This is a genomic window from Kitasatospora sp. MAP12-44 (assembly GCF_029892095.1).
Lineage (GTDB): Bacteria > Actinomycetota > Actinomycetes > Streptomycetales > Streptomycetaceae > Kitasatospora.
On record NZ_JARZAE010000004.1, the window covers coordinates 5,053,177 to 5,071,473 of the forward strand.

12 protein-coding genes and 1 riboswitch are annotated in these 18,297 nt (G+C 74.5%); of the genes, 10 read left to right on the forward strand and 2 right to left on the reverse strand.

Annotated features, from left to right (window positions below; translation table 11 throughout):
• The first annotated feature begins 76 nt into the window (after positions 1-76).
• The 3 genes from P3T34_RS23640 to mfd all read left to right on the forward strand — a co-directional run bounded on the left by P3T34_RS23640 (position 77) and on the right by mfd (position 8,137).
• Entirely contained in the window at positions 77-2,422 is a 2,346-nt protein-coding gene (locus P3T34_RS23640) for an SUKH-4 family immunity protein (protein WP_280668041.1), read from the forward strand.
• Positions 2,423-2,585: 163 nt separating this feature from the next.
• Complete coding sequence (locus P3T34_RS23645; RefSeq protein ID WP_280668042.1) at positions 2,586-3,938, forward strand: hypothetical protein; 1,353 nt, start codon at positions 2,586-2,588, stop codon at positions 3,936-3,938.
• Between the two features lie 554 nt (positions 3,939-4,492).
• Positions 4,493-8,137: a transcription-repair coupling factor gene (gene mfd, locus P3T34_RS23650; RefSeq protein WP_280668043.1), complete on the forward strand. Its 3,645-nt coding sequence runs from the start codon at positions 4,493-4,495 to the stop codon at positions 8,135-8,137.
• Positions 8,138-8,183: 46 nt separating this feature from the next.
• Here mfd and P3T34_RS23655 read toward each other — a convergent pair whose 3' ends face one another.
• Complete coding sequence (locus tag P3T34_RS23655; protein ID WP_280668044.1) at positions 8,184-8,786, reverse strand: DUF4352 domain-containing protein; 603 nt, start codon at positions 8,784-8,786, stop codon at positions 8,184-8,186.
• A 190-nt stretch (positions 8,787-8,976) separates the two neighbouring features.
• Between P3T34_RS23655 and P3T34_RS23660 the strand changes: the two genes are divergently transcribed.
• The 5 genes from P3T34_RS23660 (at position 8,977) to P3T34_RS23680 (ending at position 15,348) form a co-directional block, all read left to right on the forward strand.
• Positions 8,977-11,133 carry an N-6 DNA methylase gene (locus P3T34_RS23660; protein ID WP_280668045.1) on the forward strand — a complete coding sequence of 719 codons (2,157 nt, stop codon included), beginning with the start codon at positions 8,977-8,979 and terminating at the stop codon, positions 11,131-11,133.
• Positions 11,134-11,287: 154 nt separating this feature from the next.
• A complete protein-coding gene (locus P3T34_RS23665) occupies positions 11,288-11,818 on the forward strand; it encodes a hypothetical protein (RefSeq protein ID WP_280668046.1) in 531 nt (176 codons plus the stop codon).
• The gene (locus tag P3T34_RS23670; RefSeq protein WP_280668047.1) at positions 11,815-13,542 is read left to right on the forward strand and encodes a serine/threonine-protein kinase; all 1,728 of its coding nucleotides are present in this window, start codon (positions 11,815-11,817) and stop codon (positions 13,540-13,542) included. Before P3T34_RS23665 ends, P3T34_RS23670 begins: the two co-directional genes overlap by 4 nt.
• Before the next feature lie 148 nt (positions 13,543-13,690).
• Positions 13,691-14,320, forward strand: a complete 630-nt coding sequence (locus P3T34_RS23675; RefSeq protein ID WP_280668048.1) for a hypothetical protein — start codon at positions 13,691-13,693, stop codon at positions 14,318-14,320.
• A 32-nt stretch (positions 14,321-14,352) separates the two neighbouring features.
• Positions 14,353-15,348: a MazG family protein gene (locus P3T34_RS23680; protein ID WP_280668049.1), complete on the forward strand. Its 996-nt coding sequence runs from the start codon at positions 14,353-14,355 to the stop codon at positions 15,346-15,348.
• A gap of 28 nt (positions 15,349-15,376) precedes the next feature.
• Here P3T34_RS23680 and P3T34_RS23685 read toward each other — a convergent pair whose 3' ends face one another.
• Positions 15,377-15,799 (reverse strand): hypothetical protein, encoded by a 423-nt coding sequence (locus P3T34_RS23685; protein WP_280668050.1) that lies wholly within the window; start codon positions 15,797-15,799, stop codon positions 15,377-15,379.
• Between the two features lie 137 nt (positions 15,800-15,936).
• On the opposite strand from P3T34_RS23685, the gene P3T34_RS23690 reads away from it, so the two are divergent.
• Both P3T34_RS23690 and P3T34_RS23695 read left to right on the forward strand, forming a co-directional pair.
• Positions 15,937-17,214: a cytochrome P450 gene (locus P3T34_RS23690; RefSeq protein WP_280668051.1), complete on the forward strand. Its 1,278-nt coding sequence runs from the start codon at positions 15,937-15,939 to the stop codon at positions 17,212-17,214.
• A 208-nt stretch (positions 17,215-17,422) separates the two neighbouring features.
• A riboswitch (cyclic di-AMP (ydaO/yuaA leader) is annotated at positions 17,423-17,577 on the forward strand.
• A 5-nt stretch (positions 17,578-17,582) separates the two neighbouring features.
• Positions 17,583-18,263, forward strand: a complete 681-nt coding sequence (locus P3T34_RS23695; protein WP_280668052.1) for a transglycosylase family protein — start codon at positions 17,583-17,585, stop codon at positions 18,261-18,263.
• Positions 18,264-18,297: the final 34 nt, after the last annotated feature.

Consider the following 18,297-nt stretch of genomic DNA (forward strand, 5'->3'; position numbering starts at 1 on the left):
AGCGGCGCGTGAGGGGCAGCGGAATGGGCAGCGGAATGGGCACACAGGACGGCACAACGGTGGAGGCGGGCCGGGCATGGTGACGTACGCGCAGGCACAGGACCTCGCCGAGGACTGGATCAACGGTGGCGTGCCGCCGTTCCAGCAGCGCGAGGTACGGGTACGGGAGTTCGAGCTCGGGTTCGTCTGCTGGGCGGAGGACCGGGCCGGTGGGCCGTCCTCGGACGGTGGCGCGGCCAGGCTGGTGATCGCCCGGGACAGCGGGGCGAGCACGCTCTGGCCGGCGCTGGCGGTCGAGGACGTGATCCGCGGCTACCAGCTGGAGTACGGGCCGCCGCCGGCCGCCGCGGCGGCCAAGCCCGCGCCGGTGGAGGCGACCTCGTTCCTGCTCAGCCCGCCGCAGTGGCTGCAGGAGGCGGGGGAGGCGGCGATCGCCGCCGAGGCGGCCCGGCTGGGCCCGCCGCCGCAGGCGCCTGCTCCGGCTCCGGCGCCTGCCCCCGCTCCGGCCCTGGCCCCGGTCGCCGCGCCCATGCCCGTGCCGGTGCCCGCACCGGCCGTCCTGTCGGAGCCGCCGGTCTCGGACCGGCCGGCCGGGGACGCGCCGACCATGCTCGCGCCGCCGTCCTCGCTGCCGTGGTCGCCGCCGGAGCCCCCGGCCGCGCAGACGCCGCCCGCGGTGTTCCCGGAGGGCGCCGCGGTGCCGCTCCCCGAGGGCTACGACTACGTCGACGCCGCGCCGCCCGCGCCCGCGCCCGCGCCCGCGCCCGCGCCGGTGCCTACGCCTGCGCCCGTGGCGGCGCCCGCGCCCACCGTGCTCGCCGTGCCCGCAGACCTGCCCCCCGCGCCCGCGCCGCCCGCACCGCCCGCGCCGTCGATGGACTACGCGCCGACCATGCTGGCCTCCCCCGACGGCGTCCCCGGCCTGCAGGGCCTGGCAGGCGCCCCGGCGACCCCGGCCACGCCCGGCCCCGGGGTGGGCCTGGGCCGCAGCGCGGGCAGCGCCCCGCCACCGCCCCCGCCAGGTGGTCTGCTGGCGCCCGGTGGCCAGGACGGTCCGTCGCACGGCGTCGGTCTGGGCCGCAGCGCCGGCAGTGCCCCGCCGCCCCCGCCGCCGGGCGGTCTGCTGCACGCGCCCGGCGGCCAGGACGGTCCGTCTCACGGCGTCGGTCTGGGCCGCAGCGCCGGCAGCGCTCCGCCGCCCCCGCCGCCGGCCGGCCTGCGCGGCACCCCGGCCGTGGCTCCGCCCGGCCCGGGCGCTGCCGACCTGGCCGACGCCGCCACCAGCAAGGCCGTCCTCCCCCGCCCGACCCCGTCGGCCGACCCCGGCGTGGCGCAGGCGGCGACCCAGCTCGCCTCGGCCGTCCCGCCCGGCGCGGCGGCCCCCGGCCTGCCCGGCGCCGCCGCGCCCGTCCCCGGCCTGCCGCCGCAGGGCGCGCCTGTCCCGCCGGGCGTGCCGACCGTCGGCCCCGGCTACCTCGCGGTGCTCAGCTACCGCGCACCGGACGGCTCCGAGCAGAAGGTGATGCAGCGCAGCGAGCCCGGCACGCCGCACCCGGAGTGGAAGATCCTGCAGGAGCTGCGCCGGCTCGGCGTGCCCCCCGAGCAGGTCCTGGAGCTGCACACCGAGCTGGAGAGCTGCGACGTCCCGGGCGGCTACTGCGCGCGCCTGGTGCGGGCCTCCTGGCCGAACGTCCGGATCACCCACACGGCCTCCTACGGTCGTGAGCACCCGGCGCGGCAGGCGGGCATGGCCCATCTGCTGAACCACCTGGACGAGCTGCACCAGCTGGCCGCCGGCCCGCAGCGCCCCCGGCCGGTGCGGGCGCCGCTGCCGCCGCCGGGCGCGGTGGCGCAGCGTCCGGCCGTCCCGCCGCAGCAGCTCGGGGCCGAGCTGGCGCAGTTCTTCGGACCGGCGGTGTTCCGCTACGAGCAGCGCGCGGTCTCCCGCCAGGGGGTGCCGGAGGTGGTGGCGCAGACCCTGGTCTGGGCGGGCCTGCCGGTCAGCTTCGGGCCGTTCTTCTGGGCGCACGCCCAGGACGGCCGCCCGATTCCGACGCTGGCCGAGCTGGCCGCCGAGCGCGGCCTGCCGGCCGGCCCGGACGCCGGCGGCTATCTGGTGCTCGGCAACGACTACGGCCGCCAGCTCTGTGTGCAGTACGGCACAGCCGCCGTGGTCGCGGTGGATCTCGACGGAACCGGGGAGCAGCCCCGCTTCGTCAACAGTGGTGTGCCGGAGTTCGTCCGGTCGCTCGCCCTGCTCGGTCGGATGTGGCCGCTGCGCTACGGACTGACCCCGGATCAGGCCGGGCGTTGGACCACCGACTTCCAGGCCGAGCTGGCCGCGCTCGACCCGGCTGCCCTCCAGGCACCCGACACCTGGTGGGCGGTCCTCCTGGAGCAGTTCTGGGACGGCCTGCTGTAGCCGATGCCACCATGTCGGCGGGATCGCGCCGCAGGGCGCGGTCCCGCCGGGGGCGTCGGGCGGTGTCGCTTCCTTGGGCTTTCCGGCTGATCTGCGCAAAATAGGTCAAGAGGACCAGCACCGCCCGAGTCAGCCGCCCAGCCACTGAGGGGAAAAACAGCCCATGAGCGACGCCGTCCCGTCGTACGGCTTCACCGCTGCCCGGCGCGGGTACGCGCCCGAGCAGGTCGAGCACACTCTGCATGCGCTGACCGCGCAGCGCGACGAGGCGTGGCAGCGTTTGAGCATGCTGGGCGCCCACATCCGCGCGCTGGAGACCCAGCTCGCCGAGGTCGCGCAGGCCGCCGCCGACGCGCCGGATCCCGACTACGCGCTGCTCAGTGAGCAGGCGCTCGCCCTGATGGCGATGGCCGAGAACGAGGCGCAGGCCATCCGCGACAAGGCGGAGCGCTTCGCCGAGGACACCCGCGACAGTGTCTACGACGCCGGGCAGGAGCTGACCAAGGCCGCCGCGGAGTACGCCGAGACCACCCGCACCGAGGCCGACCTGGCCGCCCGCCGGACCGAGGAGCGCACCCGCGCCGAGGCCGAGAAGCTGCGCGGCGAGGCCAACCGCGAGGCCCGCGCCCTGCGCGACGCCGCCACCGGCGAGGCCGCCAAGACCCGGGTGGAGGCCGCCGAGGCCGGTGAGCGCGCCGAGGTGCGGCTGGCCGAGATGCGCCGCGAGGCCGACGAGCTCTTCGCCGTCGAGGAGTCGGCCGCCGCGGCCGCCGACGCCGAGGTCGCGGAGGCCGCCGAGCGCCGGCTGCGGGAGGCCGAGCAGCACCGGGAGACCGTGCTGGGACAGATCAAGCAGACCGACACGGATGCCCAGGCCAAGGCCGACCAGCTGCTCGAGCGGGCCCGCCGGGAGGCCGAACAGGTCAACGCGACGCTCGCCGGCGAGCGGGTCGAGTTCGAAAAGCGCCAGGAGACGGTGCAGACCCACCTGGACCACATCAAGGGCACGCTGGCCTCGCTGACCGGCAAGGCCGTCGGGATGATCGAGCCGGGCCAGCAGCCCCAGCAGCCCGCGCAGCCCCAGCCCCAGCCCCTGCAGCCCGCGCAGGCGGCGCCGCCGGTGGTGGCCGCCTCGGAGGCGGACACCGGCGAGGTCCCGGTCCCGGCGCCCGTCCCGGCGCCCGCGCTGGTGCTGCCGCAGGACGCGCCGACCACCGTGCTGCGGCTTCCGGTCGAGCTGCGGGAGGCGGCGGCTGCGCAGGCGGTCCGGGACGCCCGTCCGGCCACCGCGACCCCGACCCCGCCCACCGCCGCCGATCCGCGGACCGCTCTGCTGAACCTGCCGCCCAGGCCGGCCACCCCGCCGCCTGCCCCACCGCAGGACGCGCCGCCGCAGGACGCCCCGCGCCCGTCGGCCGCCGAGGACGCGACCGCGATCATCCCGAAGATCGTGATCATCGACGACGGCACCGAGCTGGACAGCCTCCCCAACACGGTCGGCCGCCGCCGCACGTAAGTGACTGCAGCACCTCGACTGCCGCCCCGGTCAGCCGGTGGCGGCAGTCGCGCACGTAGCGGGCGTCACCGGTGTTCTTACTCGTGACGGGATTTCGGGCGGGCTCGACCGGAACGGGCACGGTCGCTCTGAGTACGCCAGGACTCGTGGCGCCCTCCAGGAAGGGCGCCACGACTCCCGACACTTGGGCGGGCGCCCCCACCCAGGGTCGCCCGGCCTCGCGCTCCGACCCCCATCGGAGCACGTTCGGCACACCACACCCATCCCCCACGGTTGGAGCGGCGTGCACAAGAACCATGGTGCGCGCCGTCCATGGACGTGCAGTGACAGGAGTATGTCCACTTCTTGACGATCGATCTTCCGCACGCCACCCTTCCCGTCCCTGGTGGGGGGCGCGGCCGTGGCTGGCCGCGTGCGGCCCGCCCGCTCGGCGTACGCTGGGACCTTGACCCGGCCCCTCGCACCGCGTGCCGGGCCCATCATGCTGCCCGGCCGCTGCACGACCCACCGGTGCCGGGGGCTCCGCCTGGAAGCAACGGGACGAAGAAGACTCCATGAGCCTGACCGGACTGCTCGATGTCGTCGCACGGGACGCCGCCCTCGCCGAGGCGATCGAGGCGGCGGCGACCGGCCACCGTCCGCACCTCGACCTGGTCGGGCCGCCCGCGGCCCGGCCGTTCGTCATCGCCGCGCTGGCCCGCTCGCTGGCGGTGGTCGGCGCCGAGCGCGGCCGGCCCGTGCTGGCCGTGACCGCCACCGGGCGGGAGGCCGAGGATCTGGCCGCCTCGCTGCGCTCGCTGCTGGCGCCGGACGCCGTCGCCGAGTTCCCGGCCTGGGAGACCCTGCCGCACGAGCGGCTCTCGCCGCGCTCGGACACGGTGGGCCGCCGGCTCGCGGTGCTGCGCCGGATCGTCCACCCGAGGGAAGGGGGCACCTCCCAGACCCCCGAGGGGTCTGGGGGAGATGTGGCGGCCGGGCCGATCCAGGTGATCGTGGCGCCGGTGCGCTCGGTGCTGCAGCCGCAGGTCAAGGGGCTGGCCGAGCTGGAGCCGGTGCAGCTGCTGCACGGTGAGACGCACGACCTGGAGTCGGTGGCCCGCCGGCTCGCCGCGGCCGCCTACTCGCGGGTCGAACTGGTCGAGAAGCGCGGCGAGTTCGCCGTCCGCGGCGGCATCCTGGACGTCTTCCCGCCGACTGAGGAGCACCCGCTGCGGGTGGAGTTCTGGGGCGACGAGATCGAGGAGATCCGCTACTTCAAGGTGGCCGACCAGCGCTCGCTGGAGATCGCCGAGCACGGGCTCTGGGCGCCGCCCTGCCGGGAGCTGCTGCTGACCGACCAGGTGAAGGCCCGCGCCGCCGAACTCTCGGCGGCCCACCCCGAGTTGGCCGAGATCCTGGACAAGATCGCGCAGGGCATCGCGGTCGAGGGGATGGAGTCGCTGGCACCGGTCCTGGTGGACGACATGGAACTGCTGCTCGACGTGCTGCCCTCGGGGAGCATCGCGGTGGTCTGCGACCCCGAGCGGGTCCGCACCCGGGCCGCCGACCTGGTGGCGACCAGCCAGGAGTTCCTGCACGCCTCCTGGGTCGCGGCGGCCTCCGGTGGAGACCGTCCGATCGACGTCGAGCAGATCGACGTCTCGGCCGCCTCGCTCTGGTCGCTGGCCGACATCCGCGAGCACGCGCAGGGCATCGGACTGCCCTGGTGGTCGGTGAGCCCGTTCGCCACCAGCGACTCCGAAGTCACCTCGGTGCTGGAGTTCGACGCCAACACGCTGACGCTGGGGATGCGCGCGGTGGAGGCCTACCGCGGCGACACCGCGCGGGCGATCGCCGACGCCAAGGAGCGGCTGGCCGCCGACTGGCGGGTCGTCATGGTGACGGAGGGCCAGGGGCCCGCCTCCCGGCTGGCCGAGATGCTCGGCAACGAGGGCATCCCGGCCCGGCTGGCCACCGACCTGACCGAGCCGCCCACCCGGGACGTGGTCTACGTCTCCTGCGGCTCGATCGAGTACGGGTTCGTCGACGAGGTGAACCTGCTGACGGTGATCACCGAGACCGACCTGTCCGGTCAGCGGTCCTCCACCAAGGACATGCGCCGGATGCCCTCGCGCCGCCGCAAGGCGATCGACCCGCTGGCGCTGGCGACCGGTGACTTCGTCGTGCACGAGGCGCACGGCGTGGGCCGCTACGTCGAGATGGTGCAGCGCACCGTGCAGGGCGCGACCCGCGAGTACCTGGTGCTGGAGTACGCGCCCGCCAAGAAGGGGCACCCCGGCGACCGGCTGTTCGTGCCGACCGACCAGCTGGACCAGGTGACCAAGTACGTCGGCGGCGAGGCCCCGACGCTGCACCGGCTCGGCGGCGCGGACTGGGCGAAGACCAAGCAGCGCGCCAAGAAGGCGGTCCGCGAGATCGCCGCCGACCTGATCAAGCTCTACTCGGCGCGGATGGCGGCCCCCGGGCACACCTTCGGCCCGGACACCCCGTGGCAGCGCGAGCTGGAGGACGCGTTCCCGTACGCGGAGACGCCCGACCAGCTGACCACCATCGCCGAGGTCAAGTCCGACATGGAGAAGTCGGTCCCGATGGACCGGCTGATCTGCGGTGACGTCGGCTACGGCAAGACCGAGATCGCGGTCCGGGCGGCCTTCAAGGCGGTGCAGGACGGCAAGCAGGTGGCCGTGCTGGTGCCCACCACGCTGCTGGTGCAGCAGCACTTCTCGACCTTCGCCGAGCGGTACGCCAACTTCCCCGTGGTGGTGAAGGCGCTGTCCCGGTTCCAGAGCGACAGCGAGGCGAAGGCCGTCCTGGAGGGGCTGCGGGACGGCTCGGTGGACGTGGTGATCGGCACCCACCGGCTGTTCTCGTCCGAGACCAGGTTCAAGGATCTGGGCCTGGTCATCGTCGACGAGGAGCAGCGCTTCGGCGTCGAGCACAAGGAGCAGCTGAAGAAGCTGCGCGCCAATGTGGACGTGCTGACGATGTCCGCGACCCCGATCCCGCGCACCCTGGAGATGGCGGTCACCGGCATCCGGGAGATGTCCACCATCACCACCCCGCCGGAGGAGCGGCACCCGGTGCTGACCTTCGTCGGCCCGTACGACGAGAAGCAGATCTCGGCCGCGATCCGGCGTGAACTCCTGCGCGAGGGCCAGGTGTTCTACATCCACAACCGGGTCGAGTCGATCGACCGGGCGGCCGCCCGGCTCAAGGCGCTGGTCCCCGAGGCCCGGATCGCCACCGCGCACGGGCAGATGGGCGAGAACCTGCTGGAGAAGGTGGTGGTCGACTTCTGGGAGAAGGAGTTCGACGTCCTGGTCTCCACCACCATCGTCGAGTCGGGCATCGACATCTCCAACGCCAACACGCTCATCGTCGAGCGCGGTGACACCTTCGGCCTCTCCCAACTGCACCAGCTGCGGGGCCGGGTGGGCCGTGGCCGGGAGCGCGGGTACGCCTACATGCTGTACCCGCCGGAGAAGCCGCTCACCGAGACCGCCCACGAGCGGCTGGCCACCATCGCGCAGCACACCGAGATGGGTGCGGGCATGTACGTGGCGATGAAGGACCTGGAGATCCGCGGCGCGGGCAACCTGCTGGGGGGCGAGCAGTCCGGGCACATCGCGGGCGTCGGCTTCGACCTCTACATGCGGATGGTCGGCGAGGCGGTGGCCGAGTTCCGGGAGTCGCTGTCCGGCGGCGGGGAGCCGGAGGAGGAGCCGCTGGAGGTCAAGATCGAGCTCCCGGTGGACGCCCACGTGCCGCACGACTACGCGCCGGGGGAGCGGCTGCGGCTGCAGGCCTACCGCTCGATCGCGGCGGTCAACTCGGAGTCGGACATCGAGCAGGTCCGTGCCGAACTGGCGGACCGCTACGGGAAGTTGCCCGACCCGGTGGAGAACCTGCTGATGGTCGCGGCGCTACGGCTCTTCGCCCGCCGGTGCGGGGTCGCGGACATCACCCTGGCGGGTGCCAACGTCCGCTTCGGGCCGGTCGACCTGCGGGAGTCGCAGCAGCTGCGCCTGAACCGGCTCTACCCGCGCAGCCAGGTGAAGGGTGCCACCCAGCAGGTGCTGGTGCCCCGTCCGTCGACCGCCCGGATCGGCGGCAAGCCGGTGGTCGGGCGTGAACTGCTGGCCTGGTGCGGGACGTTCCTCTCCACCATGTTCGAGGACCTGGCGGGGGCGAAGAAGTAGCACGGCTGTTGATCGGTGGTCCCGGAGCTTCCCCGGGACCACCTGGTCAGGAGAGCTGCCACTGGCCGCTCTGGTCGGCGAATCCGCTGTCGAGGGCGAACTGCGCCTTGACGAGCTTGGTGGCGACGGGGACCTCGAAGGTGATGAAGCCCAGCGCGCTGTCCCCGGGGGCGATGGCGAGCGGCGTGGGGAAGCTCTGGCCGGCCGTGATGTCGGCAACCGTCGGGTTGTAGGACTGGCTCTGGTCGTCCAGCAGGGTGGTGCCGTTCTCCGGGTCGTCGTTGTAGGCGGCGGTGCCGGTGTTCTTGATCCGCAGCTGGACGGCGATCCAGCGCTTGCCGTCGGCCGGCTTGTTGTAGTCGTCCGAGCTCTGGGCGTTGTCGACCACCTTGACCACGGTGATGTCGGCCGAGGCGCCCTTGTCCGTGCCCTTGAGGGCGATGGTGTCGCCCACCTTCGCGACGGTCGGAGCCTTGGCGGCGCCGGCCGGCTTCGCGCTGCTCGGGGCGCCGGCCGCGGCCGACTTCTTCGGCTGGGTGGAGACCGAGGCGCCGGTGGTCGGCCCGCACGCCGTGGTGGCCAGGGCGATCAGTACGGCGCCGGCCAGCAGGGTCGCGGAGGTGCGGCGGCGGGTGGTGGTGATGCGCATGGCGAAATCCCTTGCTCTCAGGCGCTTCCCGGGCCGACTGCTGCCGTCCGGTGCGATGGGTTCATCACATCAGGAGCTGTGAACGCTGTCAACGGCAAAATGCGAAACGTCTCTGTTCACGTGTGAACGCCTGATGGTGAGGTCCACGGCTATGCTGTGCGGTCACAGACCGTTCGCAGAGGAGTCGTCCATGCCGGAGAGCCCCGAGGTGACCGCCGTCGAGATCGCCAGGCTTGCCGGAGTCGGACGGGCGGCGGTCAGCAACTGGCGCCGCCGTCACCCCGACTTCCCGCAGCCGGTCGGCGGCACCGAGGCCAGCCCCACCTTCCCGCTCGACCGGGTCGAGAACTGGCTGCGCGAGCAGGGAAAGATCGCCGAACTCCCACTGCTGGAAAGGGTCTGGCAGCAGCTGGAGGCGCTGCGCGACCCGGCCGGCCACCCGGCCGCGCTGCTGGTGCCCGCCGCCGCCTTCCTGCTGCTGCTGCACCGCGCGCCCGAGCGCTGGGCCGCCCTGGAGCGCGAGGCCGACACCCGGCTCGCGCTCGCGCTGCCCCGCGCGCTGGCCGAGCTGTCGACCGACGTGCTGGGCCCGCCCGGCGCCGAGCTGCTGCGACTGCCGACGCTCTACGGCAGCACCCAGCTGGAGCTGGCCCGGCTGCTCGCCCGACTGGCCGCCGAGCACGGCCCGGTGGCCGCCTGTGAACAACTGCTGACCCGCTACGCCGAGGCCAACTCCCGCCAGGTCAGCCCGACCCCGCCCGAGGCCGCCGCCCTGCTGGCGGCCCTGGTGAGCGCCGAACCGCACCTGCACGGCGATCCGCGCAGCGTCCTCGACCCCGCCTGCGGCCTGGGCGCCCTGCTGCTCCCGCTGCCCGCCGCCACCCTGCGCTGGGGGCAGGAGCTGGACCAGGTGCTCGCCGCGGTGGCCCTGCTCCGACTGGCCCTGCACAGCCCGGCCACCGCCCCCGGCCCGCTCCCGCTGCGGCTGGGCGCCGGCGACAGCCTGCGTGCCGACGCCCACCCCGGCCTGCTCGCCGACGCGGTGCTCTGCCAGCCCCCGTACAACGAACGCGACTGGGGCCACGAGGAGTTGCGCTACGACTCGCGCTGGCTCTTCGACCAGGTGCCGCCCCGCGCGGAGTCCGAACTGGCCTGGCTGCTGCACTGCCTGGCGCACACCCGCCCCGGCGGCCTGACCGCCCTGCTGCTGCCGCCCACGGTGGCCTCCCGGCGGGCCGGCCGGCGGCTGCGCGCCGAGCTGCTGCGCTCCGGCGCGCTGCGCGCCGTGATCGCGCTGCCGGCCGGCGCCGCGCCGCCGTACGGCGTGCCGCTGCACCTGTGGCTGCTGCGCCGCCCCGACCCGCAGGACCAGGCCGCCCGGCGCCGCCTGCTGCTGCTGGACGCCACCGCCACCCAGCCCGCGTCCGGCCAGGCGGGCGGGCGCGACCGGATCGGCTGGCCCGAGCTGCGCCGCACCGTGCTGGACACCTGGCGCGCCTTCGACGAGGCCTCCCGCGACGGCGGCCCGGCCCCGGCCGACCGGCCCGGCGTGCACCGGGTGCTCGACGCCATCGACCTGCTCGACGACGAGACCGACCTCTCCCCGGCCCGCCACCTGCCGCCCGCCGCGCCGGTCGGCGGCACGGCCGCACTGGAGCACCTGCGCGGTCGGCTGGTCGAGGTGCTCACCGGGCTGGCCGGCCTGGACCGGACGCTGCCCCAGGTCGCCGAGCCCGCCGAGCCCGCCGCCACGCCGATGATCACCATCGGCGAGCTGGTCCGGGCGGGCGCGCTGGAGGTGCAGTCCTCCGGGCAGGGGCCGATCACCCGGCCGGCCGGCGCCGGTGTGCCGGGCGTACCGGTGCTGACCGAGCAGGATCTGATGTCCGGTCAGCAGCCCGGCCAGGTGCTGTACGGCGACCCGGCCGACGCCGTCCTGGCCCGCCCCGGCGACGTGCTGACCCCGGCGCTGGGCGCCGGCCCGTTCGGCACGGCGGTGGCCGTGGTGGTCCGGGCCGGCGACCGGATGGACGGCGCGGCACTGGGCCGCCAGCTGCACCTGCTGCGACCCGATCCCGCCGTGCTGGACCCGGAGTTCGTGGCCGGCCGGCTGCGCTCCAGCGCCGGCAGCCGGCGGGCCAGCAGCCACGCCTCCACCACCACCCGGCTCGACGTCCGCCGGGTGCAGCTGCCCCGCCTGCCGATCGAGCGCCAGCAGGCACTGGGGGAGGCGTTCCGACAGGTCGCCGCCTTCGAGGCGGAGCTGCGCCGGGCCGGCGAGTTGGGCCGCCGACTGGCCCAGGGGCTGACCGACGGCCTGGCCGAAGGTGAACTGACGCCGCGTTGACCAGCGCCGAGCCGCGATGGGCCGCAGTCACGGTCCGGCGGCTTTCGTCGCAACCCCCGTCCGAACCCCCGCCCGGTGGCGGTACGGTGGCGGTCGGGCCGCGGCAACCGCCGGACCGGCCCGACCACTTCTTGTCGCACGGGAGCGCACCGCCATGGCAGGCCACTACCCGGACCAGTTCGGGCCGCCCCGGCCACCACGGCGGACGGGGCCGTTCGGCACCGCTGCCAAGGTGCTCTGCTGCGTGCTCCCGGTGCTGTCGATCGGGCTCCTCGGCTTCGTCCCGTCGCTGGCCCTGGCGGTGCGCCGCAGGCGGCCGGCGGACGTGGCGGGCGCGGCGCTCTTCGGCGCGCTCTTTGTGCTGATGGTGGTCTGCGCGGGGATCGCGGGCCCGGACGGCAAGCATGTGGTGGCCAACGGCCTGGGCATGGCCGCGATGATCGTGCTGATCTTCACCCCGCCCGCGCACTTCCTGCTGATGCACCGTCGGTCGCGCTGGCAGCCCGCCCCGCCGCCGCCGTTCGCCTTCGGCCCACCCGTCCCCGTCCCTGGACCCGTTCCCGGACCCGCCGCCGTCTCCTTTCAGCAGCCGTACCCGGTCTACCAGGGCGAGCCGCCCGCCGACGACCTCCAGCAGCTCGGCGAGCTGCTGCGCCGGCAGGCCGAGGGCGGCGGCGGCCGATGACCGCGGCCCGCGTGATCGACGGGCGCTACCGGCTGACCGAGAAGATCGGGCACGGCGGCATGGGCCAGGTCTGGGCCGGCTACGACGAACGGCTCGACCGCCGGGTCGCCGTCAAGCTGCTGCGCGGCGACCTGCTGCCGGTCGACTCCCGGCCCGGCGGCGGCTCGCACTCCGCAGGCCCGCAGGAGGACAGCCTGCGCAGCCGCTTCCTGCGCGAGTGCCGGATCACCGCCGCGCTCGACCACCCGGGCCTGGTCACCGTGTTCGACGCGGGCGAGGACGCAGGCGAGCTCTACCTCGTGATGCAGCGGGTGCCCGGGATCGGCCTGGGCGACCTGATCGCCGAGCAGAGCCCGTTCCCGATCGACTGGGCGGTCGCGGTGGCCGCGCAGATCTGCGCCGCGCTCTCGGCGGTGCACGCCGTCCCGGTGGTCCACCGCGATCTGAAGCCCAGCAATGTGATGGTCCGTGAGGACGGCCGGGTGGTCCTCCTCGACCTCGGCATCGCCACCGCCCTGGACCGCGACCACACCCGGTTGACGCTGACCGGCGTGCCGATCGGCAGCCCGTCGTACATGGCGCCCGAGCAGGCGCTGTCCGGCGTCGTCGACCCGCGCACCGACCTCTACGCGCTCGGCTGCCTGCTGCACGAGATGCTGGCCGGCGAGGAGCCGTTCCGGGCGCCCACCGCGCTCGGCGTGCTGCGCCGCCAGGTGGACGAACCGCCGGTGCCGCTGCGCCGGTTGCGGCCCGAGGTGCCGGCCGCGCTGGAGGCGCTGGTGCTCGACCTGCTGGCCAAGCCGCCGGCCGGCCGGCCCGCCGACGCCCAGCAGGTGCACCGCCGCCTGCTGCCGCTGCTGCCCGCGCCGAGCGGCTCGGCGCCGGCCCGCTTCGGCCCGCTGCCCGACCCGACGCTGCCGCTGCGCCACCCGCACCACCCGCTGCCCGCCCCGGCGGCGCTCCCCGCCCCGCTGCCCGGCTTCGCGCCGCCGCTCCCGCCCGCTGCGCCACCGCCGGTGCACCCGGGCTCGGCGCACCCGGCCCCGGCGCCGCCCGCCGGGCCGGTCGGCGCGCCGGGCGGTGACCTCGCGGCGGCCTGCGGCGCGGTCTCCGACCTGCTCGCCGCGCACCGCTACGCCGAGGTGCTCGACCTCGCCGCCCGGCTGCTGCCGCGTGCCCGGGTCGAGTACGGCGACCAGGCGCCGCTGGTCCGCACCCTGCGCACCATCTACGCCCGCACCCTGCTCCAGGAGCGCCAGTACCGCTCGGCGCTGCCCGAGTACCAGCTGCTCGCCGCGGCGGCCGCCGCCGAGGGCGACCCGCAGGCACTGGACCACCGCCGCAAGGCGGCCGGTTGCCTGGAGCAACTGGGCCGCGCCCCGGAGGCGCTGGCCGAGTACCGGGCGCTGCTGGCCGCCCACACCGCCCGGCTGGAGTCCGGCCAGGACACCGATCCGGTCCGCTGCTTCGACCTGCGCGAGCGGATCGGGGTGCTGCTGGCCGGCGCCGGGGACACCGAGGGGGCCTGGCAGTGGCTGCTGGCGCTGCTCTTCGACCGCGAGCCCCGGCTCGGCCCGCACCACCCCGACGTGGTCCGGCTGCGCCAGCACCTGGACCAGTTGCAGCACCACCGCGGGACCGGCCCGCAGCCGCTGGACCCGCGCACCGGCAGCTGGCCGCCCCACCGCCCGGCGACCGGGAGTCCATACCGCGCCGGGCGCTGATCCGCCGCCGCTGTGGTCCGTCCGGGTGACCCGTACTGCTCAAGGTCTGGGCAACGGCCGTCGGCCTCCCTATTCTCAGGTCCGTCAGGAGACACCCAGAGCGACCAGTCGTCACAGCAGCCCCGTTTCCGTGCCCGGGAGGCCCCGCGTGATCCGCACCAGCTCCGTCCTGCGTCGTACCGTCCCCGCCGTCGGCGCCCTGCTGGCCGCCGCGGCCCTGAGCGCCTGCGGCGGGGTCGCGCACCCGGGTGCCGCGGCCGTGGTCGGCTCGGAGCGGATCAGCATCGCGACCGTGCAGGCCAGGGTCGCCGAGGTGCGCGACGAGGCGGCCGCCGAGCCCGCCGGCTACCAGGAGCCCGCCGACCTGGTGCAGGCCACCGTCGGCCAGCTGGTGCGGATCCCGGTGGTGGCCCACGCGTTGGCGACGCACAACCTGACGGTCTCCGACACCGAGGTCCTCCAGGCCCGGCAGCAACTGGCCCAGAACGTGGGCGGGGAGGCCACGCTTGACCAGCTGCTGCTGGTGAAGCAGGCGGTGCCGACGGACCAGATCGACGCGTTCTTCCGGGAGTCGGTCGGCTATCAGAAGCTGGCTGCGCTCTCCGGCCAGCAGGTCGGCACCGCCGCCGGCAACGCGGCGGTGCAGCAGCTGCTGGCCCAGTCCGCCGCCGACCTGAAGGTGACCGTCAACCCGCGTTACGGCAGTTGGGACGACCAGCAGGTGTCGCTGGACGCCCCGAGCGCCGCCTGGCTGCCGCAGCCCCCGACCGCGGCCTGAGAGCACCCCGGCGGGGCGGTAGGTTCGGTGCTGTGGAGATCTCGAAGCTGACCCTGCTCACCACCACCCACCGCGTCGCCCCCGGCCTGCTGAGCTGGCCGGCCTGGGAGGCGCTGCACGGCGCGCCGCTGGTGCTCGCCGGCGACCCCGGGCACCCGCAGCTGCCCGCACTGGCGCAGGCGGGGGTGGTCGTGCAGCTGGTCGAGCGCGGCACCGCCCCGGCGCTGGCCCGGCTGCTGGTCGAGCGTGCGCCAGTGCTCTGGCTGGGCAGCCCGGACGGCGACCCGGGCCTGACCGACGCGCTGGCCCGGCTGGCGGTGGAGCAGGCCGGTGCCGTCCCCGAGATCGAGCTGCTGCCCGGCTCCTACGACCTGCCCGGTGCCCGGCTGCTCGACCTGGTGTCGGTGATGGACCGGCTGCGCTCGCCCGGCGGCTGCCCCTGGGACGCTGAGCAGACCCACGCCTCGCTGGTGAAGTACCTGGTCGAGGAGGCCTTCGAGCTGGTCGAGGCGATCGAGGAGGGCGACCGGCCGACGCTGCGCGAGGAGCTCGGCGACGTGCTGCTGCAGGTCTTCTTCCACTCCCGGATCGCCGAGGAGCACCCCGAGGACCCGTTCTCCATCGACGAAGTGGCGGGGGACATCGTGGAGAAGCTGATGTACCGCCACCCGCACGTCTTCGGCGACAGCGAGGCGGATACGACAGCAGAGGTCGAGGCCAACTGGGAGGCGCTGAAGGCCGCCGAGAAGGGCGACCGGGACTCCGTCCTGGACGGCGTGCCGGCCGGGCTGCCGGCGCTGGCGTACGCGGCCAAGCTGGTCTCGCGGGTGCGGCGGGCGGGCTTCGAGGGCGTACCGGACGCCCCGTACGCGCTGCCGGCCGAGCTGGACGAGGCCTCCGCGGGCCGGCTGCTGCTGGCCGTGGTGCAGCGCGCGCACGACGCGGGGGTGGACCCGGACGCGGCGCTGCGCGCGGCGGCCCGCGGCTACCGCGACGCCGTCCGCGCGGCAGAGGGTCACGCCGGCTAGGGCCGGACAGGCCCTAGGGCCCAGGTGGCTAGGAGGCTCTGCGCTGCTCGGCGTGCGTCGCGCCGCGCTGCTGCGGGACGACCTCGCCGATCGCCTGGCTGAGCGGGTCGAGCAGTTCGGCCAGCCGGTGCAGCTTGCCGGGCAGCTCGGCGAGCGCGACGATCCGCTCGCCGTCCGGGCCGGCCACGCAGAACAGGTCGATCGCCCCGAGGTGCTTCTCGGCGGTGTCCACCAGCGCGGCGATGTCGCTGGGCTGGTGGATGTCGCTGCTCACGCCGATCACCGGGCAGCCGGGACGGTCCAGGGCGGTCGCGAGGTCCTCGGCCACCCCCGGGCGCGGGTCGGCGACCAGCAATCCGGCGGCGCCCGCGGCGGTGAACCGGCGCGCCGGACCCGTCCCGTCGCCGCCGGCCAGTACCGCGATGACCACCACTGCCCCGGCTACTCGCATGGCCTGCTCCTCCCTGCGCACGCCACCGCACGGCGTCCGCGTATCGGAGGATCGTAGGCGGTCGCGACCCTCCGCAACAGGGATTACCCGTCAGGTGACCAGACTCACGCCTGGTACGGACCGGATACGGTCAGGACATGCCGGACCAGCCCTCCCCGATGCCTCAGCAGCCTCCCAGGCCCGACCTCTTCACCTGGGAGTTCGCCACCGACCCCTACCCCGCGTACGCCTGGTTGCGGGAGCACGCCCCGGTGCACCGCACCACGCTCCCGAGCGGAGTGGAGGCCTGGTTGGTGACCCGGTACGCCGACGCGCGCCAGGCGCTGGCCGACAGCCGGCTCTCCAAGAACCCGTCGCACCACAGCGCTCAGGCCCACCGCACCGGCCGGGTGGGAATCCCCGGCGAGCGCAGCGCCGACCTGATGACGCATCTGCTGAACATCGACCCGCCGGACCACACCCGGCTGCGCCGACTGGTCTCCAAGGCCTTCACGCCGGGCCGGGTGGCCGAGTTCCAGCCGCGGGTGCAGCAGCTGACCGACCGGCTGATCTCCGACTTCGCCGAGCGCGGTTCGGCCGACCTGATCCACGAGTTCGCCTTCCCGCTGCCGATCTACGCGATCTGCGACCTGCTCGGCGTGCCGCCCGAGGACCAGGACGACTTCCGGGACTGGGCGGGCATGATGATCCGCCACGGCGGCGGCCCGCGCGGCGGCGTGGCGCGCGCGGTGAAGCGGATGCGCACGTACCTGGCGGAGCTGATCCACCGCAAGCGGGCGGACCTGGGCGACGACCTGATCTCCGGTCTGATCCGGGCCAGCGACCACGGCGAGCACCTCACCGAGAACGAGGCCGCCGCGATGGCGTTCATCCTCCTTTTCGCCGGTTTTGAGACCACGGTCAACCTGATCGGCAACGGCATGTACGCGCTGCTGCGCCACCCCGAGCAGCGCGCCCTGCTGCAGGAGTCGCTGAGTCGCGGCGAGAGCGGGCTGCTGGCTACCGCCGTCGAGGAACTGCTGCGCTACGACGGTCCGGTGGAGCTGGCCACCTGGCGGTTCGCGGTGGCTCCGCTGCGGATCGGCGGGGTGGACATCCCGGTCGGCGATCCGGTGCTCGTGGTGCTGGCCGCGGCCGACCGGGATCCGGCCAGGTTCGCCGCCGAGAACACCCTGGACCTGGCCCGCGCGGACAATCCGCATCTCGGTTTCGGTCACGGGATCCACTACTGCATCGGCGCCCCACTGGCCCGGTTGGAGGGGCAGGCGGCACTCGCCACGCTGCTCACCCGATTGCCGGACCTTCAGCTCTCCGCCGACGCCGGGGAATTGCGCTGGCGCGGCGGCCTGATCATGCGTGGCCTGCGGGAACTCCCGGTCACCTTCACTCCGGAGGAGTCGTCAGGAAAGCTCTGACGGCGTGTCGAAACGCTGCTCCACGGTCGGGATGAATGTCCATCAACTCCGACATATCGCCTCCGTTGGTAGGCGATCCATGACGATCCGTAATTCTCGTGTGATGTACGCGATATGAGCTTGTGATTGTTGTTGCTATCTGCCTACTCTCCCTGGAGTTCGCGGTTGCGAACCCCGTGCGCGGAACGCCAAATCCTGCCCGCCGCGCTTCGGGACACCGACACAACCCCCTGGGCAGGGGCGGGGGACCCAGGATTTTCTGCCGTTTCCCCTACGGCTCGGGGTGAAGCCGCGCCCAGCGCGGCCGGGCCACCTCCCGGTCCGAACCCGACAGCTCACCTCGCAGGCGTGCGGAGAGGGACACCTTCATGCTGTTTGCAGGAACTGGCCGTCACCGTCGTCGTACCCAGACCGAGAAGGTCATCGCCGTGGCCGGCGTGGCCGGTGCCGGTCTGGCGCTCCCACTGCTCACCGCCACCGGGGCGCACGCCGCCCCGGTGACCACCTGGGACAAGGTGGCCGACTGCGAGAGCACCGGCAACTGGTCCATCAACACCGGCAACGGCTTCTACGGAGGCCTGCAGTTCACCCCCTCGACCTGGGCGGCCTACGGCGGCACCCAGTACGCCGGGCAGGCGAACCAGGCCACCCGGGCGCAGCAGATCTCGGTCGCCGAGCGGGTGTTGGCCGCGCAGGGGCCCGGCGCCTGGCCGGTCTGCTCGGTCAAGGCCGGGCTGACCTCCGGGGGCGCGCCCGCCGCGGTCGACACCTCCGCCGGCTCCGACGCCGTGAAGTCCGCCGCCAAGCCCGGGGCCACGTCGAAGCAGAGCACCCGGACCGCGGCCCCGGCTGCGGCGTCGCCGACCGCTCCCGCCGCCCCGGCCAACTCCGGTCAGCCGTACACCGTCCGGGCCGGCGACACGCTGTCCACGATCGCCCAGACCCAGCACGTCGACGGCGGCTGGCAGGCGCTCTACCAGGGCAACCACGGGGTCGTCGGCGCGGACCCGAACCTGATCCTGCCGGGCGAGGTGCTCCACCTCCGCTGACGCACCGCACGCTGACGCACCACTCGGTGAACTA